Raw genomic sequence first — 24,824 nt, forward strand, 5'->3', positions numbered from 1 at the left:
TTATTTATTCCTAACTGGAATCAAGAACCAATTAATCTATCTCCTTTAGTCTATCGCTAAATGTTAAGTTGTTGAGGTCTGGAGGGGATGGCACTGACGGAGGGCACGCACCAAGTCTTCAAGGTTAATGGGCTTGCTCACATAGTCGTCCATACCGGCATCCAAGCAAAGCTGGCGATCGCTCTCCATGGCATTGGCGGTCATGGCAATAATTCGCGGACGGGGTTGGTTCAGCTGTTGAAACAGATTAATCACCTCACGGGTAGCCGTTATCCCATCCATCTCCGGCATCTGCATATCCATCAAAATCACATCATAGGGCTGCCGTTGCACCGCATCCAGCACCTCCAAACCATTGGCAGCAATATCACCGCGATAGCCCAATTTTTCTAAGATGCGCAGTGCCACCATTTGATTGACTTTGTTATCCTCGGCAATGAGAATCCGCAGCGGCGGCAGACCGGCTTTTAAGTCTTCAAAGGATAGGGCAGCCGCTGGCTTAGGCGATACCGTTGTCGGCTTTTTGTCAAATAAATGGTTAAGGACATTGTACAGGGTGGACTGTTTGACCGGCTTGCTGATCAGGGCAGAGAATAAAGCAGTTTCCGACTCTGGCAGTGTATTGCCTAGGGAGGTTAGCAGAACCAGGGGCAATTGCGTGTAGGTGGCGCGAATTTTACGAGCAAGGGAAATGCCATCCATCTCCGGCATTTGCAGATCTAAAATGGCCACATCCGGCAGGGCTTGTTGTTGAAGAAGCACAAGGGCCTTGGGGCCACTCTCAGCCACAAGGGGGTGCATTTTCCAGTTTTTGGTTTGTAGGGCCAGAATTTGCCGGTTAGTAGCATTGTCATCCACAATGAGCACGCGCCGATTTTCAAGATGGCCGACCCCCCTGCTCTCTTTGGAAATGGCCCGCGGATTGACGAGAAATTTGACAGTAAAGTAAAAAACAGAGCCACTTTCTTCAATTGGGATCGATTCATAGTTGGCTGGGGGTGTGCCGCCAACGGCCAAAGGATCTGTGGCCGTTTTACTTTCTACCCAAATTTGCCCCCCCATATGCTCCACAAGGCGTTGACAAATGACAAGGCCCAAACCTGTGCCGCCGTAGTGCCGAGTGGTCGAGGCATCCACTTGCATAAAAGGCTGAAAGAGGCGAGCCATGCCCGTTGGCGAAATGCCGATGCCCGTATCCTGAATGGCAAACCAGTATAAGTAATAGGGGGGCATAAACTCATACTGGCTCATTGGTGCAGGCATGCCCTTAAGGTAGAGGGTCACATTGCCACCTTGGGTAAATTTGATGGCATTGCCCATGAGATTCACCAAGACCTGCCGCAGTCGCCCCATATCACCAATGACCTCATAGGGAATCCCTGGCTCAATATGGGCAGCTAGTTCCACCTGGCGATCGCTGGCTCGACCGGCCAAAAGGTCGAGGACTTCTTCGACGCAGTTACACAGGTTGAAGGGATAGCTCTCTAACTGTAGCTTGCCCGACTCAATCTTAGAAAAATCGAGAATATCATTGATGATGGCAAGTAGGGCGTCACCACTGAGGCGAATGGTGTTGACAAATTCCCGCTGTTGGGGATTGAGGGGGGTATCCAGCAGTAATCCAGTCAGGCCAATGATGGCATTCATTGGGGTGCGAATTTCATGGCTCATGGTGGCCAAAAATTCACTCTTAGCCCGGCTGGCTTCCTCAGCAGCCCTGCGCGCTTGCTCTAGGAATTCCTGTTGCTGGATCATTTGGGAGATGTCTTCCCAAGTGCCGACAAAGCGATCTTTGCCACGGCTTTGCTGCAGAGGAATAATCCGCGCCCTAATCCAGCGACTGCTGCCGTCTTCTTTAACCACCCGGAAGCGCTCATTGAGGGGTACCCTCTTTCGCTGGCAGACAGCCCATGCCTTCAAGACCCGATCGCGATCCTCAGGGTGCAGGCGTTCTATCCACTGTTGTTCGGCTTCCTCCAGACTGTTGACGCCCAACAGGTCTAGGAGTGCCTGATTCAAAAAGGTAGGTCGTCCCTCGGCATCTAGGGTAAAAATGCCCACCGGCGCCATTTTGCTGACACTACGAAAGCGCGCTTCACTTGACCTTAGGAGTTCCCGCAATTGCTCTTTGCGCTGGCGATCGCGGGCAATGATCAGGATAGCACCACCCACCAAAACGGATAGGGCAGCAAAGAGGACAAGGAACTCCTGATGTAGGCGGCGGCTGTATTGCGCCAACCGGGTGTCAGAGAGCCGCGAAACCAACCACCAACGGGTGCTGCTCGAGTCACGAGCTGAATTGGTTGCCCGATCGGCAGAAAGGTAGTTGGCCTTTAGGGGAAAAAAGGCTTGATAGATAAATAGCCCCTGGGCGCTGAATAGGCTGCCTCGAGGCCGTCGTTGCATTTGTTGCCACAGCAGCGGATATTGATTACGGATCGTAAACTGCTGTCGCTCAGGATAATAGAATCCCCATTCCTGGTGATGATTTTCTGCAATGAACCAATAGCCTTGGTCATCCGCTAGGAGGCAGCTGCTGTTCCCTAGATTGCAATTGTTGATCAACTGATTGAGAAGGTGGCTGGCGCGGTAACGAACCAGCAAAACCCCCCTTGGTGCTGCTTTTTGGTACAGGGGTACCCCAATATACAAAACAGGTTGAGCCAAGCTGAAACCGGTGCCCTCTATTAAATCCAAGGGGGAAACAAAAATCTGGTTGGGGGTCAATCGCTGTAGGATAGGCCAGTAACGGTCAATTGTCTTGGTCGCAGCGGCATCCGTTGCTTTGGGTGTGGCATGCCACTGAAAACGCACCCTGCCCTCTGGATCAAGAAAATAAAATTGATCATAGTGTTTTTTGAGGTGTTGCCATGCTGCCAGTCCTGCCTTTGCCTTTTCGTGAGCCTCTTCCCCAGCAGAAGCCTCCATTAAATTAGACAACACCTGCAGTGCCATCAAAGCTCTCAAATCTTCAACCGCGTCATCTAAGATCATTCTTAGGAGCAACCGGCTGCGCTCTAGTTTATACTCCTCCTGCAGTTGTAAGTCCTTCAGAAGGGCGTAGCGTTGACTAAAATACAGGGGTGTTAACAGAGCGGCAATGACTGCTGTTGTGGGCAAAAATAACTTAATAAAAGAGAAAAGAGGAAAGCGAAACATGGACGTTCTCGCTGGCGGTGAGGATGATTTTTCCTGATCAACAGGGAGATGCCGATACAGCGCCCATTCATTAGTGTATCGTGGGGAATGGAGTTGATGGTTAAAAGGGGTGTAAGACCATGATTGAACCTTTACTGTGCGGCATTGTGCTGGGGCTAATTCCAGTCACATTGGCGGGGTTGTTCTTTGCTGCCTACCAGCAGTACAAGCGCGGCAGTCAATTTGAGACCTAGGTTGAGGGGTAAACTCAAGCCTGATTCTACGAACAACACGCCTATGGCTTTGCCTGTTGTTGCCGTTGTAGGACGCCCCAATGTGGGCAAGTCCACCTTTGTCAATCGCTTGGCCGGGGAACGGGATGCCATTGTCCACGATCAGCCCGGTGTAACCCGCGATCGCACCTACCGCCCAGCCTTTTGGCGCGATCGGGAGTTCTTGGTGGTGGATACTGGCGGACTCGTCTTTGACGATGACAGTGAGTTTCTCCCCCTGATTCGCCAACAGGCGGAACTGGCTCTGCAGGAGGCAACAGCTGCAATTTTAGTGGTAGATGGCCAAGCAGGACCCACTGCCCTAGACTATGAGATTGCGGCTTGGTTGCGGCAGCATCCTGTCCCCGTTTTGGTGGCGGTCAATAAATGCGAATCTCCTCAAATGGGTCAGGCGCAGGCGGCAGAATTTTGGGCGCTGGGTCTAGGGGAACCCTACCCCATTTCCAGTATTCATGGCAGCGGTACGGGGGAATTGCTGGATCAGTTGATGACCTACTTACCCGCAGCGGCAACGCTCCCCGAGGCGCCGGAAATTCAGGTGGCCATTGCTGGGCGTCCCAATGTGGGGAAATCCAGTTTGCTCAATGCCTTGATTGGGAGCGATCGCGCCATTGTCAGTCCGATTTCAGGTACCACCCGTGACGCCATTGATACCGTGATTGAACACAATGGCACCCAGTACCGCTTCATTGATACCGCCGGCATTCGTAAGCGGAGTCATGTGGCCTACGGGCCTGAGATGTTTAGTGTGCATCGCGCCTTTAAGGCGATTCACCGCTCCGATGTCGTGCTGTTGGTGTTGGATGCTCTCGAAGAAATTACGGAACAGGATCAGCGCTTGGCGGGGCATATTGCCGATCAGGGGCGTGCCTGTGTCCTAATTGTGAACAAGTGGGATGCCGTTCCCGAAAAGGATACCTATACGATCAATACCTATCGCGATCGCCTGTATCAGCGATTGAATTTTCTGGAGTGGGCAGATGCCCTCTTTGTCAGTGCCCATACGGGTCAACGCCTCGACAAAATTTTTGCAGCAGTAGATGCAGCGGTTGAACAACATCGTCGCCGCGTCAGTACAGCCGTAGTCAATGAAGTGATTCAAGAAGCTCTGCGCTGGCACACGCCCCCCGCCACTCGTCAAGGTCGCCAAGGAAAAATCTACTACGCCACCCAAGTGGCCACTCAGCCGCCAACATTTGCGATTTTTGTCAATGATGCCAAACTCTTCAAGGACAACTATCGCCGCTACATTGAAGGGCAAATTCGCCAACAACTGGGATTTCGAGGCACCCCCATTCGTCTCCTTTGGCGCAGTAAGAAACCTCGTGAAGCTGCCGAATTAGCAGTCCGTTAGGGTTGGCGTTCAACTTTTTTCACTAAACTAAACTTCCCACTCTGGCCATCGTCACTCATCTCAATCTGGCCAACGTAAAAGAAGCGTTGCAGCACTTCGCCTTCAGGGGTAAAGCGAATTTCCCCAAGGGGGGTTTCATAGACTCCCTTGAGAATCTCTTGATTCAAGGCCTGACGCAAATCGGCAAGGGGCAATTCCGACAAGTTCTTTTCTTGGGACAGTCGTGCCAAGGAGTCCGCAAAGACTTGAACTGCCGTAAAGGCTTGAGCACTGAATTGAGAGGGGGCTTGACGATATTTGGCTGCAAAGGCGTCGCGAAACTTGACATTCATGGGATCGGGGTTTTCAGGATTATAGGCCTGAGCCACCAGAACGCCATTACAGAGGCGACGACAAACGGGGAAGAGGTTGACTGTGTTGACGCCATTCCCGCCCAAAATTAGGCCTTGGTAGCCCAATTCCCGTAGTTGGCGAATCAAATTGCCGCCGTCGGCTGCTAAGCCGGAGATAACAATTAAATCAGGTTTGAGATTGAGGGTGGCATTGATTTGGGCTTGGAAATTGGTATCCGTGGTTTGGGTCTGCTGGACAGTCACCAGTTCAAGCTTGGGGTTCTCGCGAATGGCCTTTTGAAAAATCTCGGTTTCTGAGCGACTAAAGGCATCGTCTTGGGCAAAAAAGACTGCCACTCGGCGAATGTTGGGATTAATCTCAAGGGCTGCTTGAATTGCCGTGGGCGCCACCACATCCACCCCTGCGGAGACGCGACTAATGAAGGCACCGATTTCGGGAATGCCACGGGCGGTATTGGAAGGAGCCACCACGGGGACACCAGCCTGCTCGGCAATAGGATCGGCACTAAAAGCCTGCTGCGAGAGGGTGGGGCCAACAATGCCAATCACGCGATCGCGATTGATTAAGGTTTGAAAAACATTCACTGCCCCCGCTTCATCACTGCCGGTATCCTGAATCACCAGCCGTAGGGTCTGCCCCTTGATCTGGCCGGCTTGGTTGAAAAACTCCCCGGCGACTTGCACCCCCTGTAGAGCCTCTTGGCCGTAGAGAGCGGCATTACCGGTTTGAGCGAGGGCAACCCCAAGGGGTAATGCATTGTTGCTTACTGAGGGAGACTCCGTTGCGGTACAGCTACTGAGGGCGATCGCCCCTAGTGCAAGTAATAACCAGCGATACTTCCCCGCCAATTAGACCCGTGCCTCCAAGGACTTCAGGTATTCCGTATTCACCCCCGACTCACGCACAAGGGCAATTTTACCGGTGCGGGCAATTTCGCGAATCCCAAATTTATTCAGCATTTGGACAATGGCCACCATCTTGCCGGGGTCACCGGAGACTTCAATGGTCAGGGAATCATCGGACACATCCACCACCTTGGCACGGAAGATTTGTACCAGTTCCAAGATTTCAGAGCGGGTGCTGGCGGTGGCATTCACCTTCAGGAGCATCAGTTCCCGTTCCACACAGGGAATCGTGGTAATATCCTGCACCTTGAGGACATTGATCAGCTTGTAGAGTTGCTTGGTCAATTGCTCAATGATGGCATCGTCGCCGGGCACCACCATCGTAATGCGGGAGATGCCAATTTGCTCCGCAGGGCCTACCGCTAAGCTCTCAATGTTAAAGCCACGCCGCGCAAATAAACCGGCAATGCGAGTGAGCACACCCGCCTCATCTTCCACTAAAACCGATAGGGTATGTTTCATAACTGGGATTGAATCTTGCTGCCATGCTGGGATGCTGATTCTCTCTAGTTTAGCGGACAAGCCGACACTCTGCGAAGAGGCGATGGGCAATGCGAAAGAGTTCCTGCCCAGTGTGCAAATAGCGATCGTCGTAACTGTGGCTAAATTGCTCTAGCTCATCGAGACCATCCACCAGTTGATTCAAACAGTAATAGAGGTGGGCTGCCACCTTGGCCACAGCAGCGGGGTTGGGTTGGGCTTGGAACGTATAGCGGGCGCGGGTGAGGGCGCGACGACAGTCCTGCAAGTAGGTAAGGAAATGATCCATGAGGTCATCATCAAAGGGATCAGCTGCAAGGGCATCAATCTGGCGGGGGAGCGATCGCAAGACCGCCTCAATAATCCGACTCACGGGGTTGTAGGTGAGGGTCAGCCATTGCTCTAGCTCGCGATCGGCAGCTTGGGAACGCTGCACATCAGGCTGAGCGGTTGTTTGCTGGACACGGTGCTGGGCATCATAGGCCTGCCGACACTGCTCATCCCCCAAGATTTCATAGGCGGCGTTAATGGCGGCCATCCGCTCATGGCTGGAGCGATCGCTAGGATGGTAGTCGGGGTGATACTGCTTGACTAAGCGGCGATAAGCGGCCTTAATCTCGGCTTGGGTAGCCGTTACTGCCACCTGTAGTGTCACGTAGGGATTGGGCTGGGACATCGAAATGGTGAGAAGACCTCCATATTTAGGTTAAAGTGCTGATTTGGCGGTGTCGAGAAATGGTTATCTATGGAACTGCAAGAACGCCTTGGAGGAGTCAATATCTATCTGGTGGGCATGATGGGTGCCGGTAAAACCACCACAGGTCGCATCTTGGCGCAACGCTTGGGCTACAGGTTTGTGGATACAGATGCGGTGATTACAGAGTTTCGCCAACGACCCATTCGCGAAATTTTTGCCCAAGAGGGGGAGGCTGCTTTTCGGGAGTTGGAACAACAGGTCTTAGCACAAGTCTCTAGTTACCATCATTTGGTTGTGGCCACCGGTGGCGGCATTGTCCTCAACCCGATGAACTGGAGTTATTTGCGCCATGGCATTGTGGTCTGGCTTCATGTCCCCCTTGCGGTGCTCTGTCAGCGCCTGCGCCAAGATCAGGAACGTCCCCTGTTGCAGGATCAGCCCCTTGAGGAACGCTTGAGTGAACTGCTGCAAGCGCGTCAATACCTCTATGCGCAGGCGGATTTAGAACTGGCGATTACGGCTGAGGATACCCCAGAAACGGTGTGCGATCGCCTGTGGGAAACCCTCCCCAATATCTTGAAACCCATAGAGCCATCATGCTAGAAGTTCTAGCGATTCTTTCAGCAGCAGCGGCCGGCGGGCTACGACTGGCACTGCCCCTCCTGTTGATTGGTCTATTGCAGGGGGAACAACTGTGGTCACAGGTGCCTTTACTGCGCCATTTTTCCCCCTATGGCGTGGTTGGTGTGTTAGCCGCTTGGTCGTTTCTGGAGATCTTCCTGTCCCGCAATGTCTGGGGCTACCGCCTGATTATCCTTGTACAACTGTGCTTTAGCCCCCTTGTGGGTGCCCTCCTTGGCATGACCGTGGCAACAGCAACAGAGACACCCCAGTGGCTCATTGGTACCCTGAGTGGTCTTTTTGCCTTTGTGTTGCAATTGGTGCAGGTGGGTTGGTTTTATCGGCTGGGGAAGTTACCCCGCTGGGTGATTGTCGGGCAGGATATCCTGTGTATGCTGTTAATTTTATTTGCCCTCAGGGCACCCAAGCAGGGCGGGTTAATTGCCTTACTCCTGCTGTGGTTGGCCGTTCGCAGTGCTAAGGATTGGCAACAACGACATCAGCGCTCCCGCCGCCAACGGCTAAATTCCTAGGACTTGTGCTAAAGTCTCTCTAGCGTGGCAGGAGGATGTGGATGTGAACCAGCAAGCGTTCATCGCAACAGCAATGATTAGTGCAGCGCTTACCAGCGGTGCTGCTTTTGCCATGCCCTCCCCCATGCAGCAACTGGTGCAAACCAATGCTTGTCCCGGCTGTGATCTGCGGAATGTCGATTTACGGGGCTATAACTTAGCAGGGGCAAATTTGCGCGGCGCCAATCTTCAGGGCGCCAACCTCCAGGATACTAACCTCATGGTGGCCAATTTGGTCGGGGCAAATCTGAGTAATGCCAACCTCACCGCCGCTTATTTAGAACGAACTAACCTAGAACAGGCCAATCTCAGTGGTGCTAACCTGAGCCGTGCGATTTTGCGCCATAGTCGTGCCCGCCGTGCCAATTTCAACAACAGCAACTTAACGGGAGCCGATGTCCGCTATGGGGATTTTCGCCGCGCCAATCTCAACGGTGCCACTTTTGAGCAAGCCAATATGCAGTGGGCACGGTTAAACAATGCCACTGTCAGTCAGACCAACTTTAGCGATGCTTACCGTCCCCGTATGCCCTATCGCCTCAATCTCCACTAGGCGCTAGGGGTAGCGCTCATCAGTTCGTAGGGCACCTTTGTGCCCCCAAGGCCGCAGTAGCCATTGACATTGCGATGGAGATATTGCTGGTGGTAGGGTTCGGCAAAGTAAAATTCGGGCGCTGGTAGAATTTCAGTGGTGATCGTGCCATAACCGGCGGCTTTTAGGGCTGCTTGGTAGCGATCGCGACTGGCCTCGGCAAGGGCTTTTTGCTCAGGGGAATAGTAGTAAATACCGGAGCGATACTGCGTCCCCACATCGTTGCCTTGGCGCATGCCTTGGGTGGGGTCATGGTTTTCCCAAAAGACCTTGAGCAATTCCTCATAGGTCACCTTCTGGGGGTCAAAGACCACGCGCACCACCTCGTTGTGACCTGTCATGCCCGTACACACCTCTTCATAGGTGGGATTGGGGGTATAGCCGCCAGCATAGCCCACAGCGGTGACATAGACCCCCGGCACCTGCCAAAACTTGCGCTCAGCCCCCCAAAAACAGCCCATACCAAACATGGCTAACTCCATGCCTTCGGGATAGGGCGGCGTCAGCGGGCGACCGTTGACTAGATGTGCCTCTGGCACCGGCATGGGTTCTGCTCGGCCGGGTAGAGCGGCACTGGGGCTAGGCATTGTCAACTTTTTGAATCCGAAGAATCCCATGGCTGATGTTCACTCGATAGTTCACTACGCTTTTATATTCTGACGAGCTTTTGGGGAGTCGTGCCAGAAGTCACAGCGTTCTAGTTTGCTGCTTGCTGACGCTCCCATTCCTGTAGGGGGCGCTGGAGGGCATTTTTAAGATCAAGGGGCACGAGGGTCACCGTCATTTTTTCGCGCGGTTCCGCTGGCGGGTCAATTTCCGCGTAGAGCTTGAGGCCGTCAAAGGTGGTGTCTCCCAAGTGTAAACGGTGCTGCTGGCCATCTTTAAGGGTGATATCCACAGTGGCCATGGGGGGAGCAAGGCCATAATCCCCGGCACGTTCAGTAGGTACATCGAGAGAGCGATCGCGCTGACCCGTGGCCAATAAGTTTAATAAAAAGACAACCGTGCCCTCTTCTGCGGGGGTTTGCTTTGCCCGATCAATTACCCAGTTACCTGTAGCCAACTTTTTCAGGTTGAGGCTGTAATCAGGGGCAATAATTTTCAAGGCCACCACATCCCCTTCTTGAAAGCCAAAAAGAGGTTTTTTGGCCGCTGTATCATTGCTATTGGGAGTCGGTAACTGTTTCTCAAAGAGATAGAGACCGCCACCCAAAATGGCCGCCGTTGTTAAAAGAACGAGTGTTTTTGTGCGGATGCCACTTGCCATAGCCTATCAATTATAGACTCATTGATAGGGGAGACTCTCAAGCCCCCTGGCGCAACTTATCCAGCACTGACCGATCTTCCAATGTTGAAGTATCCCCAGATACCTCTTGGCCAGCTGCAAGGGAACGCAGGAGCCGCCGCATGATTTTGCCCGATCGCGTTTTGGGCAGGGCATCGGTAAAGCGAATCTCCGCCGGCCGTGCCAAGGCACCAATTTCATTGACAACGTGCTGCTTTAATTCCTGTTGGAGGGCATCGCTGGGGGTAGCCGACCCGTCAAGAATCACAAAGGCAACAATCTCTTCTCCCTTGACCTCGTCGGGTTTACCAACAACGGCTGCTTCAGCAACAGCAGGGTGAGAGACCAATGCCGATTCAATTTCCATCGTGCCCAAGCGGTGACCGGAGACATTGATCACATCGTCAACCCGTCCCATCACCCAAAAGTAGCCATCTTCATCCTTGCGGGCACCATCGCCAGCAAAGTAAACGTATTGGCCATCGCGAGGGGGAATGTGTTCCCAATAGGTGCGGCGGAAGCGATCGGGATCGCCATACACCGTGCGCATCATTCCTGGCCAAGGGTGACGAATGACCAGATACCCACCCTCATTGACCCCCACGGGGTTGCCTTCCCGATCCACCACATCGGCAAGAATCCCCGGAAAGGGCTTGGTGGCAGAACCGGGTTTCATGGGAATTGCCCCCGGTAGCGGTGTAATCATGTGCCCCCCAGTTTCTGTCTGCCACCATGTATCGACAATGGGGCAGCGTTCACCGCCAATGACCCGGTAGTACCACATCCATGCTTCGGGGTTAATCGGTTCACCCACGGTTCCCAAGAGGCGCAAAGAAGAGAGGTTCCGTGCGCGGGGCAAGTGTTCGCCCATTTTAATGAAGGCACGAATAGCCGTGGGAGCGGTGTAGAAAATAGTCACCCCATACTTCTCAATCACATCCCAGAAGCAACCGGGATTGGAGGCGCGGGGTGCCCCTTCATACATGAGGGTGGTTGCCCCATTGGACAGCGGCCCATAGACAATGTAGCTGTGACCCGTAATCCAGCCAACATCAGCGGTACACCAATAGACATCGGTATCTTGGAGGTCAAAGACCCATTGAGTGGTGATGTGGGTGTAGAGGTTGTAACCCGCTGTGGTGTGGACAACGCCTTTGGGTTTGCCGGTGGAGCCAGAGGTGTAGAGAATAAAGAGTAAATCTTCGCTGTCCATGGGTTCGGCAGGACAGTCAGCGCTGACCCCCTTTTGCAGATCATGCCACCAGTGATCGCGACCGGGCACCATGGTCACTGGCTGCTGCGTGCGCTGCACCACCAAGACATGTTCAACGCTGGGAACTGCCTGATTGGCTAGGGCTTTATCCACTTGATCCTTGAGGGGCACAATGGCATCTTTGCGCCAGCCACCGTCAGCCGTAACCACCAGCTTGGCTTGGGCATCAATGAGGCGATCGCGCAAAGCTTCGGCACTAAACCCCCCAAAGACCACTGAGTGGGGGGCGCCGATCCGCGCACAGGCCAACATGGCAATGGCTGCCTCTGGAATCATCGGCATATAGATACCGACGCGATCGCCCTTTTTCACCCCCAGTTGCTTGAGGACATTGGCAAATTGGCAGACTTCGCGGTGCAGTTGGGCATAGGTGAGGGTGCGGCTATCACCGGGTTCTCCTTCCCAGATCAAGGCTGCTTTATTCTTGCGCCAAGTCTTGAGGTGGCGATCCAAGCAGTTGTAGGTGATGTTGATTTTGCCATTGACAAACCACTTGGCATTGGGGGGCTGCCAATCCAGCACCTGATCCCAAGGTTGAAACCACTCTAATTCCTGTTGTGCCAATTCGCCCCAAAAGGCAGCGGGATCGGCTTTGGCCTTTTCGTAGAGGGCATTGTAGGCCTCAAGGGAATTGATCCGCGCCTTGGCCACAAAATCAGCGGGGGGATAAAAAAGGCGGTTTTCCTGAAGAATGGATTCAATCGTGGGATGACTCATCCGTTTTATCCGTGGCAGCAAGATCTATCATAGGGGCGATCGCTCCCCTACTGAAGATGACCCCTGCTTATCCCCGTTGAATCCAATCCAAACCAATCCCCCGCGCCATCATCGCTGCTAAAAAGGGAATGGCACTGAGAAAGGCCAGTTCAGCCCGAATCACCCAAGTCAAACGCTGCACCGTTGGTAACTCGAGGGTGGGAGCCTTCTCTTCCCGCAGCGGTTTAATCCACAGTAGAAAAGAGATCGTTGGATACAGCGACAATAGCCCCACCAAAATAAATAAGCCCACCTTGAGGTGAAAGATGGGGTTGGCCAAATAATATTCAGTGCCTTTGCCAAAATAGAGAACCCGCAAAATGCCCGTGACAAGAACAGTCACCGCAGCAATGCCATAGAGGGCATCCGTAATCACTAATCGCCAAGCCTGTTTAAGGTCTATATCCTTGCGCAGGGTGAGGTGCTCCACCACAAGGGCAGCAAAAGCCACCATAAAGCTGAGGTAGTGCAGATAGGCGATCGCGGCACTGCTCCAAAGGGTGTTCATCCGATAGCGTTCCTTGGCGAGTGAGAGACTTTGCAAAAAGGGCTGTATTGATCCTAGGGGGCAGCCTTGGGATGCGCAAGTGCCAACCCCCACAAGTTTTTAGGCTTTAGCCACGGCGTAGATCTTTGGCCATGGAGCGAAAGCGGTCTAAGCTGGGATCACTGCGACGGCGTTCCTGTTCTTCCACTGGGGGCGTTACCACATCACTGACACTGGGTTCGGGTTTACCTTTGTTTTCTGCCTCTGGATTTACCCTTTCGATGGCGGAGACCAACTCCACCACTTCTACCTCTTCTTTGGCACCGCCGGTTGCAGGGAACGTTTTTTTCACGACCTTGGCGGTACGCATGTACTCAATGTTGCCGTAGGTCTTGGCTGCATCGGGATCGAGAAAAAAGTCTTTGCTGGGTTGGGCGTCAGCTTGCTTGCCCCGACGGAAAAGGCCATCAAAGAGTCCCATAGCGGAATTGTTACCTTTTGTGAAGAAACCGCTGATCAGTTTACAATAAAAATCTCAAGGGGGGTTATCAGAAATTCCGCAAATGAGGGGCGATCGCCAACCCTAGTAGCAATTTTTGTCCCCGAGGTTTTCCAAGACCTGAATCCTCATGGTAGGTTAACGGTGGAAATGCCACAGGATGCAGGACCATGCACGCCAAAACCAAAGGGGAATCGCTCGTCCGCTTACTGGATGTGGGTAAGGCCTACCGTCAGCCCAACGGTCAGGTCATTAGCATTATGGAAAATATTAACCTTGAATTGCGCACGGGGGAAATTGTTGCGCTCCTAGGGCCATCGGGATCCGGTAAGTCAACCCTGATGCGCATTATTACGGGTTTGGTTGCGCCTACGTCTGGGCAGGTCTTGTACCGCGAGCAGCCAATGCAGGGCCTGAATCCGGGGGCTGCGATTGTCTTTCAAAGTTCGGCGCTCTATCCGTGGCTAACGGTTTTAGAAAATGTGGAATTGGGGCTAAAGGCTCTAGGAGAAGGCCCGCGATCGCGCCGCCGCAAGGCACTGCGGATGATTGACATTATTGGCTTGGATGGCTTTGAAAACGCCTACCCCAAGGAACTGTCGGGGGGAATGCGGCAGCGGGTGGGATTTGCCCGTGCTTTGGCGGTGGAGCCGGAACTCCTGTGTATGGATGAGCCATTTTCCGCCTTGGATGTGCTGACAGCAGAGAACCTGCGCTTTGAACTTCTCGATCTGTGGCTAGAGCATAAAATTCCTACCCAGAGTATTTTGATTGTCACCCACCACATTGAAGAGGCGGTCATTCTCGCCGATCGCATTATTGTTTTGGGGAGCAACCCCGGTCGCGTCCGCGCTGACTTTCCAGTGACATTGCCCCACTATCGCGATCGCAAGAACCCTGAGTTTCAAGCCACCGTGGATCGCATCTATAAAATTCTCACCAATCCCCATGTGGATGAATTGGAGCAACTGGAACCCAAGCCAGCTACCCTGCCCACGAGTCAAGAACCGCGTTATCCGCTGCTCCCCCATGTGCGCATTGGCTCGATCGCCGGTCTATTGGAACTCCTAGAACACCGCAAAGAAGACCTCTACCGCATTGCCCAAGAGCTGCAACTGGAGCTAGATGATATTCTGCCCATTGTCGAAGCCGCCCAGATGATGGAACTGGTGGAACTCAAGGAGGGAGACATCAGCGTGACCCCGATTGGCAATGCCTTTATTCAGGGGGACATTGACCAGCGCAAGCTGATTATTCGCCAACAACTCCTCAAGCATATTCGCCTTGTGCAGCAAATCCACACTTTCCTAATGGCCAAGCAAAACCACCGCATTCCCGAAAGTTTGGTGCTGGATATTTTAGAGCGGCACTTTACGCCGCAGGAGGCCGATCGCCAGCTCAATACCGCCATTGACTGGGGACGCTACGCCGAACTCTTTAGCTACGACGAACCGGCCAAAGAAATTTTCCTTGAAGTCAGTGAACCCGAGGAGCCATTGCCCCTTGAAACGACAGCAGTCTGAGGGGAATGTCCTAATGGGTCTGCGCTTGGGTAAACTCCTCTAGCGCCTCCATCACATGGGTGGCATACATCAAGGCAGGGCCGCCATCCATGGCTACAGTCACCATGAGGGTTTCCATGATTTCTTCAGGGGTTGCGCCTGCATGCAAAGCAGCACGGGTGTGGAAGGCAATGCAGCCGTCACAGTGTTTGGCAACCCCAATGGCTAGGGCAATCAACTCTTTGGTTTTGGTATCAAGAGCACCGGGGGTTGACGAGACCCGACTCAAGCTATAAAAGGCCTTCATGGCATCGGGCATCGCTGCCGTTAGCTTTGCCGTGTAGGATTTGATGTGGTTAATTTGCTCGGTGTACATCGCTGTTCTCAAACAATCGTGTTACGCCTATCATCGCCGCTGAAGCAGGCTACCCGCCCGAAACTTCAACGTTTTTTCTTCTTCATTGGTCTATTGGCAACTCCGCTTCGCTACATTACCGCGCCTTAACCCCCACCTGTGACGCGAGGATGGGGGAGTGCAGGCTAAACATGTTCGACGGTCACCGCCCTTGGTGATGAGCATCATCGGTTGCGGGTGAGAAACGCCACGGATGTTCTTAGTCAGCCCACCTAGGATAAGAGTATTCACCCCATAGGGGCTAGACAAAACTGTTCTCTCCATTCACACAAAGGACACCCAAATGCTGAATCAAAAAGGTTTACTCCTCGCCTGCCTCGCCGTTGCCCTCAGCCCCGCTGTGAGCCGTGCTGTACCTCTAGCTGCCACCCAGACCGTGCAATTGCAACCCCCAAGTAATGTACGGGTGCGCCCTACGATTATCGGCAAGATCAATAAATCTCCTTCTATCTCCTGCAATGAGATTGTGATTAATGCCACACTGCATCCTCCCGGCGGCTTTCCAGTGGGGGGTGCCACCGCTACTTTGTCCCCTGCTGGTAGTCATGGTTGCAGTTACAAAATTACCGTTCCGCCCGAGCTACTCGGTAAGAAGGTTCATCTCTGGGGAACGTTCAAGAGTCCCTCACCCCTGTTGTCAATTCAACCCGTGGGCTGGCAAAGTCCCATTTCTCTGCCTCAGCAATTAGGGATTTCCCAGAGCTATGACTTTGTTGCTAAGGACACCGTGATTCATTAAGCCTAAATAAAGGAATTCTGAGAGCGCCACTAGGAGTGACTGGTTTCTAGCCAGTCAAAGATGCGGTCAAGCTGCTCAAGGCTCACCAAGCCATACTGCCAGAGAACAACGGGCAACAGATTCACCTGCTCATCGCAGTGCTTGAGGCCGAAGTCAATGGCAGCGGTGGGCAGTGCCATCTCCCGCTGTAGGAAGTCAATGAGTCGTGTCCAACGTGGCGTTTTCATGATTCCTATAACTACCACACCTTACCCTCTATCCTAGGGATTAATCTGAGAAAATGCAACATTTCGTTACAAAACCACAGAAAGTGAAATAATCAGCCTGCTATTTGGTATGATGCCTGGTATTTTCGGGGACACTCTCCCCAGAGACTTCCCCCACCAGAGGGAATTTATAGGGGGGATTGCCGAATCATTGGTCTTGGGAAAAACACCCTAAGTAAAGATACTCAACCGTAGCTCGTTATACTAAAGTCTGATGGGTGTTGTTCAAGCTCAGCCTAGAGAGAACAGCAGCCGAATCAGTTGTTTTACGGATGTGTTCATGACCCAAGCCACCGTTGCCAAACCCCCCATTGCCTGGCCTACGGCGACCTTTATTATTTTTGTGCACCTCGGTGCTCTTCTTGCGTTTTTACCCGGCATGTTTAGTTGGAAGGCAGTCCTGCTGGCGCTTGTACTTCACTGGTTGACTGCTGGCATTGGTATTACCCTTGGTTGGCACCGCCTCGTTACCCATCGCAGCTTCCAAGTGCCCAAGTGGTTAGAGTATTTCTTGGTCTTTTGCGGCACACTCTCAATGCAAGGGGGGCCGATTTGGTGGGTTGGGCTGCACCGCCATCACCATCTGTACTCCGATCAACCCAATGATCACCACGATTCCCGTAAGGGCTTTTGGTGGAGCCATATTGAATGGATGTTTCGTGAGGTGCCAGCGGAGGCAGAGATTCCCCGTTTCACCAAAGATATTGCGGATGATCCGGTGTATCAGTTTCTTGACAAGTACTTTCTACCAATTCAGGTGGTCTTGGCCATTGTTCTTTACCTCTGGGGCGGTTGGCCATTTGTGGTTTGGGGAATTTTTGTGCGTCTTGTAACGGTCTATCACACCACTTGGCTGGTGAATAGTGCCACCCATGCCTTTGGCTATCGCACGTTTGAAACCACGGATCACTCAACGAATTGCTGGTGGGTCGCCCTGTTAACCTTTGGCGAGGGTTGGCATAACAATCACCATGCTTATCAATATTCGGCACGCCATGGGTTGCAGTGGTGGGAACTGGATCTGACGTGGCTCACCATTCGCTTGTTGCAATTGCTGGGTTTGGCTACGAAGGTGCGTTTGGTAGAAGCACCAGCAGCCTCTTCCCAAGAATAGAGCGCAATGCGGGTTCTCATTCTCGGTTGCGGTTATACGGGAACGTGGTTGGCGCGATCGCTCCAAGCCCAAGGCATTGATGTGGTCATTACCAACCGTCGGGGAGAGCCGCCGCCAGAACTCAGCACTGTTCCTTGTTTTCCCTTTACATGGGAGCAGCAGGGGGAGCAAGTTCCCTTAGCACCAGCCGCCCTTGAGGGGGTAACCCACATCCTCAATAGTATTCCTCCCGATCGCCAAGGGGAGGATGCGGTTGCGCTGGCACTGTTGCCGCAGTTAGAGAAACTGAATCTGCACTGGTTTGGCTACCTTTCGACAACGGGGGTCTATGGCGATCGCCAAGGGGGCTGGGTAGATGAAACCACACCCGTCAATCCCCAAAATTTGCGTTCACAACACCGCGTCAGCATTGAGCAAACCTTTCTCAACTCCAATCTGCCCACCCATATCTTTCGACTCCCCGGCATCTATGGCCCCGGAGAAGGACGCAATCCCATTGCTCGTATTCTCAAGGGTGATGTGCAACTCATTGATAAACCGGGGCACTACTTCTGCCGTATTCATGTGGTCGATATTGTCCAAACCCTTGAGCGATCGCTGGCACAACCCACGCCGCAGGAAATCTATAACCTCAGTGATGATCAACCCTCAGAGTCGCTCCCTGTTCTACTCGAGGCCTATCGTCTTTTGGGTCGCCCAGCCCCACCAGCCATCCCGTTAGAGGCAGCCAATCTGAGTCCAATGGCTCAGTCCTTTTGGCGCGAATCCCGCCGAGTCCGCAATGACAAAATCAAGCGGGTTTTAGGCGTTCAGCTCCGCTATCCTTCCTACCGCGAGGGGTTACTAGCGATCGCCCGCGAATTAGGTCTTTGAGACGGCCTGCCATCCCCTGTGAGAAATAGGCACCTTATAATACCTAAGGATTCGGTCGCCGTCGCTGGAGAAATTCAGGAATGTCTAACTTCGGCTTGGCTTCAACCTCTGGTTGTGTTGCGGGGGCTTCCGGGGGAGGCGATGCCGTCGTTAGGGGGCGGTTCGTTAGGGGTGTCGTTTTGGTTGTGGCACGGGTGCGGCTAATGGGTTCACCACTAAAGCCAGTGGCAATAACGGTGACTTGAACTTCCCCTTGCATTTGGGGATCAATCACCGCACCGAAAATGATATTGGCGTTAGCATCGGCCACATTGTAGATCACCTCGGCAGCGGCATTGACCTCATGGAGGGTGAGATCTGTGCCCCCCGTAATATTGAAGACAACGCCCTTGGCACCCTCAATCGACCCCTCCAGTAGGGGCGAAGAAATTGCACTGACGGCAGCTTCCGTAGCTCGTGACTTGCCAGAGGCAATACCAATACCCATCATAGCAGAACCGGCATCAGCCATCACCGAACGAATATCGGCGAAATCAACGTTAATCAGCCCCGGCAGGTTAATAATGTCGGAAATCCCTTGAACCCCTTGGCGCAGGACATCATCGGCCACTCGAAACGCATCCTGAACCGATGTTTGCTCCGAAATCACTGAGAGAATCTTGTCATTGGGAATCACGATGAGGGTGTCAACACGACTTTGCAGGGCTTCGATTCCTTCATCCGCTTGGCTCGCTCGACGACGACCCTCAAAGGTAAAGGGACGGGTGACGACTGCAACAGTTAGGGCGCCCTGTTCCTTAGCCACTTCAGCCACAATTGGGGCAGCGCCAGTGCCGGTACCACCTCCCATGCCGCAGGTAATGAAAATCAAATCGGCATCCTTGAGTGCCGCAGCAAGGTCTTCGCGGGATTCTTCAGCCGCTTTTTGACCAATGGCGGGGTTGCCACCGGCGCCGAGACCACGGGTGAGTTTCTGGCCAATTTGCAGGCAGCGGTGGGCCTGGGATTGGGCGATCGCCTGCGCATCAGTATTGACGCACCAAAATTCAACACCCGCCACATTACTGGCAATCATGCGGTTGACTGCGTTGCCACCGCCGCCACCGACACCAATCACTTTGATGCGCGCTGCTGAAGTTTCCACCAAGCTGTCATAACTCCTTAACACATCGGTTGGTGCGCCATGGCCATTGTCGCCAGATGCAATGCCTACCTCTCCCGAAACAAAGGAGGCGGGGACTTCAGAGGGAACAGGTTCCGTAGGCCACTGTTGATCTGACTCCATAACGCGACTGTCTTCACCCATGATAAATATGGGGCAACTATATCATGAACTCTAGCAAAGGCATCGGCAACACCCCACAAAATAATCCTTAAACCTAACTCAGGGGAGAGCGGGCTTTGGCCAACAGACCGTGCTTGGGGGCAAAAATCATCGCCAGCAAAAAAATCACTGTTTGCAGGACAACAATACAGCCACCTGTTGACGCATCGAGATAGTAACTGATGTAGGTTCCCAATAAACTGCCAAGGCCACCCACCGCCAAGGCAATGAGTACCATGATGCCAAAGCGATCGCTCAGCAAATAGGCCGTTGCCCCCGGTGTAATTAGCATCGCCACGACGAGAATAATGCCCACGGTTTGCAGGGCAGCCACGGTGGTGAGGGACAGCAGCGCCAGCAGGAGATAGTAGAGCAGGGTTGTATTTAAGCCAATGGTGCGGGCATGGGTGGGGTCAAAGCAAAATAGGATGAAATCGCGATGCAGTAAGGCGATCGTGATCAGTGTCATGAGGCTCACAATCACTGTTTGCCAGAGGTCGCGATCGCTAATCCCCAAGACATTCCCAAAGAGAATATGCATCAGGTCAACACTACTGGCGGTCTTCGAGAGCAGCACTAACCCCAAGGCAAAAAAGCCCGTAAACACCAAGCCAATGACTGTATCCTCCTTCACCCGTGTCTGCTGTTGAATAAAGCCAATGAGGGTCACGGCCATCAGACCAAAGACAAAAGCCCCCAAAGCAAAGGGCAGCCCCAGCCAGTAGGCCAAGACCACACCGGGCAAGACCGCATGGGACACCGCATCCCCCATCAAGGCCCAGCCCTTTAGGGTTAAAAAACAGGACAATACCGCACACACACAACCCACAAGGGTGCTTACCCCCAGCGCCTTAACCATAAATGCATGTTGCAGTGGCTCCAATAGCCAAGTGATCATCATTTGTCCTCTATGCCTGAAAAGTATGATAAGGTGCTGCCAGTACAGTCGGAGTGCGGTTCTCGTGGATGGCATCCTTTTGCTGAACCCTTGGTGGATAGGTATTTTGCTCAATACCGTCCTTGGGGCGATCGCCCTCCTTACACGGCAAAAATTACTCACCCTAGCAGGTCTCTTCCATGCGTGGCTCCTCGGCGTGCTGATTTGGGGCACCTTAGGCTGGCAGGGCTATCTGATTGTCATGGTCTATTTCCTTGTCGGTTCAGCCGTCACCCGCATTGGCATGGCCGAAAAAGAGGCCGCAGGCATTGCTGAAAAACGCGCCGGGGCGCGCGGCCCAGAGAATGTCTGGGGATCAGCCTTTACAGGCACCCTCTGTGCACTCCTTGCTCTCCTGCTACCCCAATGGCGGGAGTTATTTTTGGTGGGGTTTGTGGCCAGTTTTAGCACCAAGCTGTCAGACACCTGTGCCAGTGAAGTGGGCAAAGCCTATGGTCAGCGCACCTTTCTCATTACCACATTGCAACCAGTGCCCCGAGGGACAGAGGGAGCGGTGAGTTTAGAGGGAACACTGGCCGGTCTAATTGGTGCCACCGTGATTGCTGCGCTAGGCTGGAGTGTGGGCTTGATGGGGGCGATCGCCCTCCCCATTTGTCTCCTTGCTGCTTTCCTAGCCAACCTTGTGGAGAGTCTCGTGGGAGCCACCCTTCAGGAACGCTACACTTGGCTGAGTAATGAAATCGTTAACGGCATCAACACAACGGTGGGGGCTTTGGTGGCAATGGTAGCCGTTTTTATCGCTTCGTAAGCGTTGTAAGCGGGCTGTTAGTGACCTAGGGATTTACCTCGTTTGATTTATTGACATTTATCAAATTTTTTAGGTATGAACAAAGTTTTAGACTGGCTTGACTCATTGCTAATTCAAAACTCATTTCAAAGAGAGGTTCGTCGCTGGTTTCGAGATAAAGGCGATAGTACCTTGCGGCTTGATTATCCACTTGATGCAGAGAGCATTGTCCTAGATGTGGGGGGATATAAAGGAGACTTTACTGCTCTCATTCATGAGAAATTCAATTGTCGAGTATTTGTTTTTGAACCGGTTTCAGTCTTCTATCATATTTGTAAGCAACGGTTTACTGGTAATGCAAAGATTATTGCCCTGAATTATGGACTGTCTGACGCCGATAAAATTTCTCAAATTCACATAGCTGAGGACTCGTCAAGTTTTTATAAAAGAAATTCAAAAACATCAGAGGAAATAGCCCAACTACGAAACTGTGCTACTGTTTTCAAGGAGCTTGGTATCGAAAAAGTAGATTTGATGAAAATTAACATTGAAGGAGGAGAGTATAATTTAGTGAAAAAGCTCATCGATTCTGATTTAATAGAAAAGATAAAATATCTTCAGATTCAGTTTCATAATTTTGTTGAGAACGCAGAGGAAAAGCGTCAGAATTTACGCTCTCAGCTAACAAGAACTCATATTGAAATGTGGAATTATGAATTTGTTTGGGAAAGCTGGCGCTTAAAGAGCATTTGAGTTTTAACCTAGAAAATCATGCAATGACAAAGCAAAGATTAACTGGTCTTTTTGTCTATCCTGATATTCCCACAGCCGTATTTTTTGATCCGAATGGATCTCCAGACGGGCTAACACAGCCTTGGGTTGCCCTGCGGGAGGGGTTTCGTGCTCAAGGCGTTGAACTTGTTGGCCTTGATGAATGCTGTCATGACCCCGATTTTGAACTCCATCTTAATGTTCAAGCTCCCCGCTCTAAGTCTCCAAAGTTTGTAATTCTCGCTGAACATCCCTTGATCTATCCAGCCAATGGGCAGCGGTTCTTATTGCGTCGCTATCAAAGTGTGTTTACTTGGAACCCTGATCTAGCTATCAAGCAGGCTCAGCAAATTCAACTGCCTCACCCGTTCAAGATAACAGGTGGTGTAGATGGCTATGGGCAACGTCCTCAGTTGGTTGTTTTAATCAACAGTAATAAGGCTTTGGCTTGGTGGGCTCCCTCTCAAGATCTCTACCGCGAGCGGGTCAGAGCTATTCGCTGGTTTGAACGTCATGCACCACAGGACTTTGCCCTTTATGGTCACGGTTGGAATCATTCAGCCCAACAGCCCGTGGTAGGAGATATCATTCACGCCTTAGAAAAAAGGTGGATTCACAGACCATTGCCCCCATTTCCGTCTTGGCGGGGCATTGTGCTCACAAAGAGTGAAGTATTACGACAGTCCCGCTTCTCGATTGTCTATGAGAACGCGATTTTTCGTGGTTACATCACAGAGAAAATTTTTGATGCCTTTTGCGCCGGGAACGTGCCGATCTACTGGGGGGCACCAGACATTACCGACTACATTCCTAAGGCTTGTTTTATTGACCGTAGAGAGTTTTCTTCCTACGACTCTTTATACAACTTTCTCAAGACGATGCCAGAAGAGATCTATAAAGGCTACCAGCAAGCGATTTGGAATTTTCTGCACTCTCCCCAAGCACAGCGGTTTTCTATTGCTCACTTTGTGCAGACCATTGTTCACGGCATTTTGGATCAAGTCAACGCTAGTCATAAACACTCGGAATGATGATCTTTGTCAATCTTATCGGTGGCCTTGGCAATCAGATGTTCCAGTATGCTGTAGGAAGGGCTTTGTCTATGACTAAGGGAGTACCCTTGCGTTTAGATATTTCCGATTTTGCAAGTTACCAGCTTCATCAAGGGTTTGAGCTACATCGTGTATTTTGCTGTGAGGCTCCGATTGCTTCTCTTGAGGATTTGAAGTCTGTTTTGGGGTGGTGGGGGGTACCAAAAATCAGGAGAGCGATCGCCAACCTTAGACTTTCAGCACTATGTAAGGGACGACTAATTCTTGAACCTCACTATCACTATTGGGAGAAAATTCATTCTGTCCCCGACATTGCCTACCTTCAGGGCTACTGGCAATCAGAAAAATACTTTAGCAAAATTGCTGACGTTCTACGGGAAGATTTCAAGTTTAGGCAACCCTTGTCAGAAATAAATGCTCAATGGGCAGATAAAATTACCCAGTGTCATTCGGTCAGTCTTCACATCCGACGTGGGGATTATATTTCTAATTTAACAACACAAAAAGTTCATGGTGTCTGCAGCCTTGATTACTATCACAGAGCAGTTGAATATATCACTACCCTTGTCGCTGATCCTGTATTTTTCATTTTCTCAGATGAAATTGAATGGGCAAAATCAAACTTAGAGATCTGGCACCCTGTTTACTATGTGGAAAATAATACTGGTCAGGAGAGCTATAATGATATGCGATTAATGAGTCTATGTCGTCATCATATTATTGCCAACAGTACATTTAGTTGGTGGGGAGCTTGGCTAAATAATAGCCCTGAAAAAATTGTAATTGCTCCTCAAAAATGGTTCGCCACATCTGATAAAGATGACTCGGATTTAATTCCAAAGACTTGGATTAGAATTTGAGATGATTTAGTTATTGTTAATGATGAATATACACAATAGTCCGACTATTTCAGTTATTTTACCAGTTTTTAATTCTGACCAATATATTGAATTAGCTATAAATTCTATTCTTGATCAATCCTTTAATGATTTTGAACTCATTGTTATTGATGATGGTTCTTCAGATAATTCCTTTGAAATTTTATCAAATTATGCAAAACTTGATGCTCGTATTCATTTAATTCGTCGGGATAATCAAGGTTTGATTTATACACTGAATCAAGCAATTGAACTTGCTAAGGGTCAGTATATCGCTAGAATGGATGCAGATGATTTGACTTTACCTAACAGGTTAGAAAGTCAACTTGAATTTCTAGAAAAAAATAAACTACATCTTTGTGGCTCATCTGTTCAGCTCATTGGGGCAGCGATTGGTTCTTGGCACTATCCTCCTTCCCATGAAGGTTGCGAAATTGAATTGTTATTTGGTGTACCTTTTGCCCATCCATCTGTAATGGGTCACTCCAGTGTTTTCAAAGAACTGAGGTACTCCTTTGAGTGGTCACTGGTGGAAGATTATGATCTCTGGCAGCGGGCATGGGCGGCAGGATTCAAGATGGGGAATGTGCCAGAGGTGCTTCTGCAGTACCGAGTGCATCGCAAACAAACCTCCAGCCTTTATCGTCGGCAGCAAGCTCAAAATAGTCAACGGATTCGTTCGCGCCACTGGCAGCAACTCCTAAGTGCCAAGCTAGGAATTTCAGCAACTGAGGCTCAAGAAGCAGAGAAAGACTTGTGGAAAACATTCCAACTCCTGCGGCAGTTAAAGCAATGTTATAAAGGAACAGAAGCAGAAAAAATTCTCCACCATGCCTTCCCACGCCTTTGTTACCACCGTTTTCATAGTTGGGTTTTAGATAGAACAAGCTAGTTGAGTA

The 24,824-nt window shown here is 51.5% G+C and carries 27 protein-coding genes; 14 read left to right on the top strand and 13 right to left on the bottom strand.

From position 1 onward, the window contains the following. Nucleotides 1–63: 63 nt before the first annotated feature. Entirely contained in the window at nucleotides 64–3,159 is a 3,096-nt protein-coding gene (locus tag RHH53_RS05755) for a response regulator (RefSeq protein ID WP_310744215.1), read from the bottom strand. A gap of 119 nt (nucleotides 3,160–3,278) precedes the next feature. On the opposite strand from RHH53_RS05755, the gene petG reads away from it, so the two are divergent. Both petG and der read left to right on the top strand, forming a co-directional pair. Then, the gene (petG, locus tag RHH53_RS05760) at nucleotides 3,279–3,392 is read left to right on the top strand and encodes a cytochrome b6-f complex subunit V (RefSeq protein WP_149817584.1); all 114 of its coding nucleotides are present in this window, start codon (nucleotides 3,279–3,281) and stop codon (nucleotides 3,390–3,392) included. 43 nt (nucleotides 3,393–3,435) lie between these two features. Continuing rightward, nucleotides 3,436–4,785, top strand: coding sequence for a ribosome biogenesis GTPase Der (der, locus tag RHH53_RS05765; RefSeq protein WP_206201446.1), 1,350 nt, complete (start codon nucleotides 3,436–3,438; stop codon nucleotides 4,783–4,785). On the opposite strand, the gene RHH53_RS05770 is transcribed toward der, so the two are convergent. Genes RHH53_RS05770 through RHH53_RS05780 form a run of 3 tightly spaced genes read right to left on the bottom strand, consistent with a single transcriptional unit; the run spans nucleotide 4,782 to nucleotide 7,200 of the window. Beyond that, on the bottom strand, nucleotides 4,782–5,987 hold the full coding sequence (locus RHH53_RS05770) for an ABC transporter substrate-binding protein (protein WP_206201447.1): 1,206 nt from the start codon (nucleotides 5,985–5,987) through the stop codon (nucleotides 4,782–4,784). The genes der and RHH53_RS05770 overlap by 4 nt on opposite strands. Then, nucleotides 5,988–6,506, bottom strand: coding sequence for an acetolactate synthase small subunit (ilvN, locus tag RHH53_RS05775; protein WP_149817577.1), 519 nt, complete (start codon nucleotides 6,504–6,506; stop codon nucleotides 5,988–5,990). Nucleotides 6,507–6,555: 49 nt separating this feature from the next. After that, nucleotides 6,556–7,200, bottom strand: a complete 645-nt coding sequence (locus RHH53_RS05780) for a DnaJ domain-containing protein (RefSeq protein ID WP_310438403.1) — start codon at nucleotides 7,198–7,200, stop codon at nucleotides 6,556–6,558. 69 nt (nucleotides 7,201–7,269) lie between these two features. Here RHH53_RS05780 and RHH53_RS05785 point away from each other — a divergent pair, with 69 nt between their 5' ends. From RHH53_RS05785 to RHH53_RS05795, 3 genes are all read left to right on the top strand, one after another. Next, nucleotides 7,270–7,824, top strand: coding sequence for a shikimate kinase (locus RHH53_RS05785; RefSeq protein WP_302679075.1), 555 nt, complete (start codon nucleotides 7,270–7,272; stop codon nucleotides 7,822–7,824). Further along, a complete protein-coding gene (locus RHH53_RS05790) occupies nucleotides 7,818–8,375 on the top strand; it encodes a DUF4126 domain-containing protein (RefSeq protein WP_149817571.1) in 558 nt (185 codons plus the stop codon). The genes RHH53_RS05785 and RHH53_RS05790 overlap by 7 nt, the downstream gene beginning before the upstream one ends. 73 nt (nucleotides 8,376–8,448) lie before the next feature. Then, nucleotides 8,449–8,967, top strand: a complete 519-nt coding sequence (locus tag RHH53_RS05795) for a pentapeptide repeat-containing protein (protein WP_206201450.1) — start codon at nucleotides 8,449–8,451, stop codon at nucleotides 8,965–8,967. On the opposite strand, the gene msrA is transcribed toward RHH53_RS05795, so the two are convergent. The 5 genes from msrA to RHH53_RS05820 form a co-directional block, all read right to left on the bottom strand. After that, on the bottom strand, nucleotides 8,964–9,623 hold the full coding sequence (msrA, locus tag RHH53_RS05800) for a peptide-methionine (S)-S-oxide reductase MsrA (protein WP_310744216.1): 660 nt from the start codon (nucleotides 9,621–9,623) through the stop codon (nucleotides 8,964–8,966). The genes RHH53_RS05795 and msrA overlap by 4 nt on opposite strands. A gap of 80 nt (nucleotides 9,624–9,703) precedes the next feature. Further along, on the bottom strand, nucleotides 9,704–10,273 hold the full coding sequence (locus RHH53_RS05805) for a DUF4340 domain-containing protein (protein ID WP_302679076.1): 570 nt from the start codon (nucleotides 10,271–10,273) through the stop codon (nucleotides 9,704–9,706). A gap of 37 nt (nucleotides 10,274–10,310) precedes the next feature. After that, nucleotides 10,311–12,281 carry an acetate--CoA ligase gene (gene acs, locus RHH53_RS05810; RefSeq protein WP_310438401.1) on the bottom strand — a complete coding sequence of 657 codons (1,971 nt, stop codon included), beginning with the start codon at nucleotides 12,279–12,281 and terminating at the stop codon, nucleotides 10,311–10,313. 67 nt (nucleotides 12,282–12,348) lie between these two features. Then, nucleotides 12,349–12,828: a DUF2214 family protein gene (locus RHH53_RS05815; RefSeq protein ID WP_310438400.1), complete on the bottom strand. Its 480-nt coding sequence runs from the start codon at nucleotides 12,826–12,828 to the stop codon at nucleotides 12,349–12,351. Nucleotides 12,829–12,934: 106 nt separating this feature from the next. Continuing rightward, nucleotides 12,935–13,288 carry a hypothetical protein gene (locus RHH53_RS05820; protein ID WP_302676502.1) on the bottom strand — a complete coding sequence of 118 codons (354 nt, stop codon included), beginning with the start codon at nucleotides 13,286–13,288 and terminating at the stop codon, nucleotides 12,935–12,937. A gap of 188 nt (nucleotides 13,289–13,476) precedes the next feature. Between RHH53_RS05820 and RHH53_RS05825 the strand changes: the two genes are divergently transcribed. Then, on the top strand, nucleotides 13,477–14,829 hold the full coding sequence (locus tag RHH53_RS05825; protein WP_149817559.1) for an AAA-associated domain-containing protein: 1,353 nt from the start codon (nucleotides 13,477–13,479) through the stop codon (nucleotides 14,827–14,829). Between the two features lie 10 nt (nucleotides 14,830–14,839). Here RHH53_RS05825 and RHH53_RS05830 read toward each other — a convergent pair whose 3' ends face one another. After that, nucleotides 14,840–15,184, bottom strand: a complete 345-nt coding sequence (locus RHH53_RS05830) for a carboxymuconolactone decarboxylase family protein (protein ID WP_310744217.1) — start codon at nucleotides 15,182–15,184, stop codon at nucleotides 14,840–14,842. A gap of 322 nt (nucleotides 15,185–15,506) precedes the next feature. Here RHH53_RS05830 and RHH53_RS05835 point away from each other — a divergent pair, with 322 nt between their 5' ends. Further along, nucleotides 15,507–15,962, top strand: a complete 456-nt coding sequence (locus RHH53_RS05835) for a hypothetical protein (RefSeq protein WP_206201455.1) — start codon at nucleotides 15,507–15,509, stop codon at nucleotides 15,960–15,962. Between the two features lie 29 nt (nucleotides 15,963–15,991). Here RHH53_RS05835 and RHH53_RS05840 read toward each other — a convergent pair whose 3' ends face one another. Further along, the gene (locus RHH53_RS05840; RefSeq protein ID WP_190278154.1) at nucleotides 15,992–16,189 is read right to left on the bottom strand and encodes a DUF2949 domain-containing protein; all 198 of its coding nucleotides are present in this window, start codon (nucleotides 16,187–16,189) and stop codon (nucleotides 15,992–15,994) included. A 319-nt stretch (nucleotides 16,190–16,508) separates the two neighbouring features. On the opposite strand from RHH53_RS05840, the gene RHH53_RS05845 reads away from it, so the two are divergent. Together RHH53_RS05845 and RHH53_RS05850 are read left to right on the top strand one after the other, a co-directional pair. Further along, the gene (locus RHH53_RS05845) at nucleotides 16,509–17,342 is read left to right on the top strand and encodes a fatty acid desaturase (RefSeq protein ID WP_206201629.1); all 834 of its coding nucleotides are present in this window, start codon (nucleotides 16,509–16,511) and stop codon (nucleotides 17,340–17,342) included. 6 nt (nucleotides 17,343–17,348) lie between these two features. Then, on the top strand, nucleotides 17,349–18,215 hold the full coding sequence (locus tag RHH53_RS05850) for an SDR family oxidoreductase (protein ID WP_310438398.1): 867 nt from the start codon (nucleotides 17,349–17,351) through the stop codon (nucleotides 18,213–18,215). A gap of 43 nt (nucleotides 18,216–18,258) precedes the next feature. On the opposite strand, the gene ftsZ is transcribed toward RHH53_RS05850, so the two are convergent. Then, nucleotides 18,259–19,521: a cell division protein FtsZ gene (ftsZ, locus tag RHH53_RS05855; RefSeq protein WP_302679082.1), complete on the bottom strand. Its 1,263-nt coding sequence runs from the start codon at nucleotides 19,519–19,521 to the stop codon at nucleotides 18,259–18,261. Nucleotides 19,522–19,594: 73 nt separating this feature from the next. After that, nucleotides 19,595–20,440 carry a metal ABC transporter permease gene (locus tag RHH53_RS05860; RefSeq protein WP_310744218.1) on the bottom strand — a complete coding sequence of 282 codons (846 nt, stop codon included), beginning with the start codon at nucleotides 20,438–20,440 and terminating at the stop codon, nucleotides 19,595–19,597. A 22-nt stretch (nucleotides 20,441–20,462) separates the two neighbouring features. Between RHH53_RS05860 and RHH53_RS05865 the strand changes: the two genes are divergently transcribed. The 5 genes from RHH53_RS05865 (at nucleotide 20,463) to RHH53_RS05885 (ending at nucleotide 24,817) form a co-directional block, all read left to right on the top strand. Then, on the top strand, nucleotides 20,463–21,245 hold the full coding sequence (locus RHH53_RS05865; RefSeq protein WP_310744219.1) for a TIGR00297 family protein: 783 nt from the start codon (nucleotides 20,463–20,465) through the stop codon (nucleotides 21,243–21,245). Between the two features lie 75 nt (nucleotides 21,246–21,320). Further along, nucleotides 21,321–21,977: an FkbM family methyltransferase gene (locus tag RHH53_RS05870; RefSeq protein WP_206201459.1), complete on the top strand. Its 657-nt coding sequence runs from the start codon at nucleotides 21,321–21,323 to the stop codon at nucleotides 21,975–21,977. Beyond that, complete coding sequence (locus RHH53_RS05875; protein WP_310438394.1) at nucleotides 21,947–23,026, top strand: glycosyltransferase family 10 domain-containing protein; 1,080 nt, start codon at nucleotides 21,947–21,949, stop codon at nucleotides 23,024–23,026. The genes RHH53_RS05870 and RHH53_RS05875 overlap by 31 nt, the downstream gene beginning before the upstream one ends. Beyond that, nucleotides 23,023–23,907 (top strand): alpha-1,2-fucosyltransferase, encoded by an 885-nt coding sequence (locus tag RHH53_RS05880; protein WP_310744220.1) that lies wholly within the window; start codon nucleotides 23,023–23,025, stop codon nucleotides 23,905–23,907. Before RHH53_RS05875 ends, RHH53_RS05880 begins: the two co-directional genes overlap by 4 nt. Nucleotides 23,908–23,926: 19 nt before the next feature. Next, nucleotides 23,927–24,817: a glycosyltransferase gene (locus RHH53_RS05885; protein WP_310744221.1), complete on the top strand. Its 891-nt coding sequence runs from the start codon at nucleotides 23,927–23,929 to the stop codon at nucleotides 24,815–24,817. Nucleotides 24,818–24,824 lie beyond the last annotated feature (7 nt).

This window comes from Thermosynechococcus sp. PKX82 (genome assembly GCF_031583255.1).
Classification (GTDB): Bacteria; Cyanobacteriota; Cyanobacteriia; order Thermosynechococcales; family Thermosynechococcaceae; genus Thermosynechococcus.

Excerpts from the sequence above, each read along its gene's own strand:
- RHH53_RS05805 (WP_302679076.1), bottom strand. The coding sequence starts at position 10,273 with ATGGCAAGTGGCATCCGCACAAAAACACTCGTTCTTTTAACAACGGCG.
- RHH53_RS05820 (WP_302676502.1), bottom strand. The coding sequence starts at position 13,288 with ATGGGACTCTTTGATGGCCTTTTCCGTCGGGGCAAGCAAGCTGACGCC.
- RHH53_RS05835 (WP_206201455.1), top strand. The coding sequence starts at position 15,507 with ATGCTGAATCAAAAAGGTTTACTCCTCGCCTGCCTCGCCGTTGCCCTC.
- RHH53_RS05880 (WP_310744220.1), top strand. The coding sequence starts at position 23,023 with ATGATGATCTTTGTCAATCTTATCGGTGGCCTTGGCAATCAGATGTTC.
- RHH53_RS05885 (WP_310744221.1), top strand. The coding sequence starts at position 23,927 with ATGATGAATATACACAATAGTCCGACTATTTCAGTTATTTTACCAGTT.
- RHH53_RS05815 (WP_310438400.1), bottom strand. The coding sequence starts at position 12,828 with ATGAACACCCTTTGGAGCAGTGCCGCGATCGCCTATCTGCACTACCTC.
- RHH53_RS05840 (WP_190278154.1), bottom strand. The coding sequence starts at position 16,189 with ATGAAAACGCCACGTTGGACACGACTCATTGACTTCCTACAGCGGGAG.
- RHH53_RS05845 (WP_206201629.1), top strand. The coding sequence starts at position 16,509 with ATGACCCAAGCCACCGTTGCCAAACCCCCCATTGCCTGGCCTACGGCG.
- RHH53_RS05870 (WP_206201459.1), top strand. The coding sequence starts at position 21,321 with ATGAACAAAGTTTTAGACTGGCTTGACTCATTGCTAATTCAAAACTCA.
- RHH53_RS05780 (WP_310438403.1), bottom strand. The coding sequence starts at position 7,200 with ATGTCCCAGCCCAATCCCTACGTGACACTACAGGTGGCAGTAACGGCT.
- der (WP_206201446.1), top strand. The coding sequence starts at position 3,436 with ATGGCTTTGCCTGTTGTTGCCGTTGTAGGACGCCCCAATGTGGGCAAG.
- RHH53_RS05860 (WP_310744218.1), bottom strand. The coding sequence starts at position 20,440 with ATGATGATCACTTGGCTATTGGAGCCACTGCAACATGCATTTATGGTT.
- ftsZ (WP_302679082.1), bottom strand. The coding sequence starts at position 19,521 with ATGGGTGAAGACAGTCGCGTTATGGAGTCAGATCAACAGTGGCCTACG.
- msrA (WP_310744216.1), bottom strand. The coding sequence starts at position 9,623 with ATGGGATTCTTCGGATTCAAAAAGTTGACAATGCCTAGCCCCAGTGCC.
- RHH53_RS05785 (WP_302679075.1), top strand. The coding sequence starts at position 7,270 with ATGGAACTGCAAGAACGCCTTGGAGGAGTCAATATCTATCTGGTGGGC.
- RHH53_RS05830 (WP_310744217.1), bottom strand. The coding sequence starts at position 15,184 with ATGTACACCGAGCAAATTAACCACATCAAATCCTACACGGCAAAGCTA.
- RHH53_RS05865 (WP_310744219.1), top strand. The coding sequence starts at position 20,463 with ATGATAAGGTGCTGCCAGTACAGTCGGAGTGCGGTTCTCGTGGATGGC.
- petG (WP_149817584.1), top strand. The coding sequence starts at position 3,279 with ATGATTGAACCTTTACTGTGCGGCATTGTGCTGGGGCTAATTCCAGTC.
- RHH53_RS05790 (WP_149817571.1), top strand. The coding sequence starts at position 7,818 with ATGCTAGAAGTTCTAGCGATTCTTTCAGCAGCAGCGGCCGGCGGGCTA.
- RHH53_RS05795 (WP_206201450.1), top strand. The coding sequence starts at position 8,449 with ATGATTAGTGCAGCGCTTACCAGCGGTGCTGCTTTTGCCATGCCCTCC.
- acs (WP_310438401.1), bottom strand. The coding sequence starts at position 12,281 with ATGAGTCATCCCACGATTGAATCCATTCTTCAGGAAAACCGCCTTTTT.
- RHH53_RS05755 (WP_310744215.1), bottom strand. The coding sequence starts at position 3,159 with ATGTTTCGCTTTCCTCTTTTCTCTTTTATTAAGTTATTTTTGCCCACA.
- RHH53_RS05850 (WP_310438398.1), top strand. The coding sequence starts at position 17,349 with ATGCGGGTTCTCATTCTCGGTTGCGGTTATACGGGAACGTGGTTGGCG.
- ilvN (WP_149817577.1), bottom strand. The coding sequence starts at position 6,506 with ATGAAACATACCCTATCGGTTTTAGTGGAAGATGAGGCGGGTGTGCTC.
- RHH53_RS05825 (WP_149817559.1), top strand. The coding sequence starts at position 13,477 with ATGCACGCCAAAACCAAAGGGGAATCGCTCGTCCGCTTACTGGATGTG.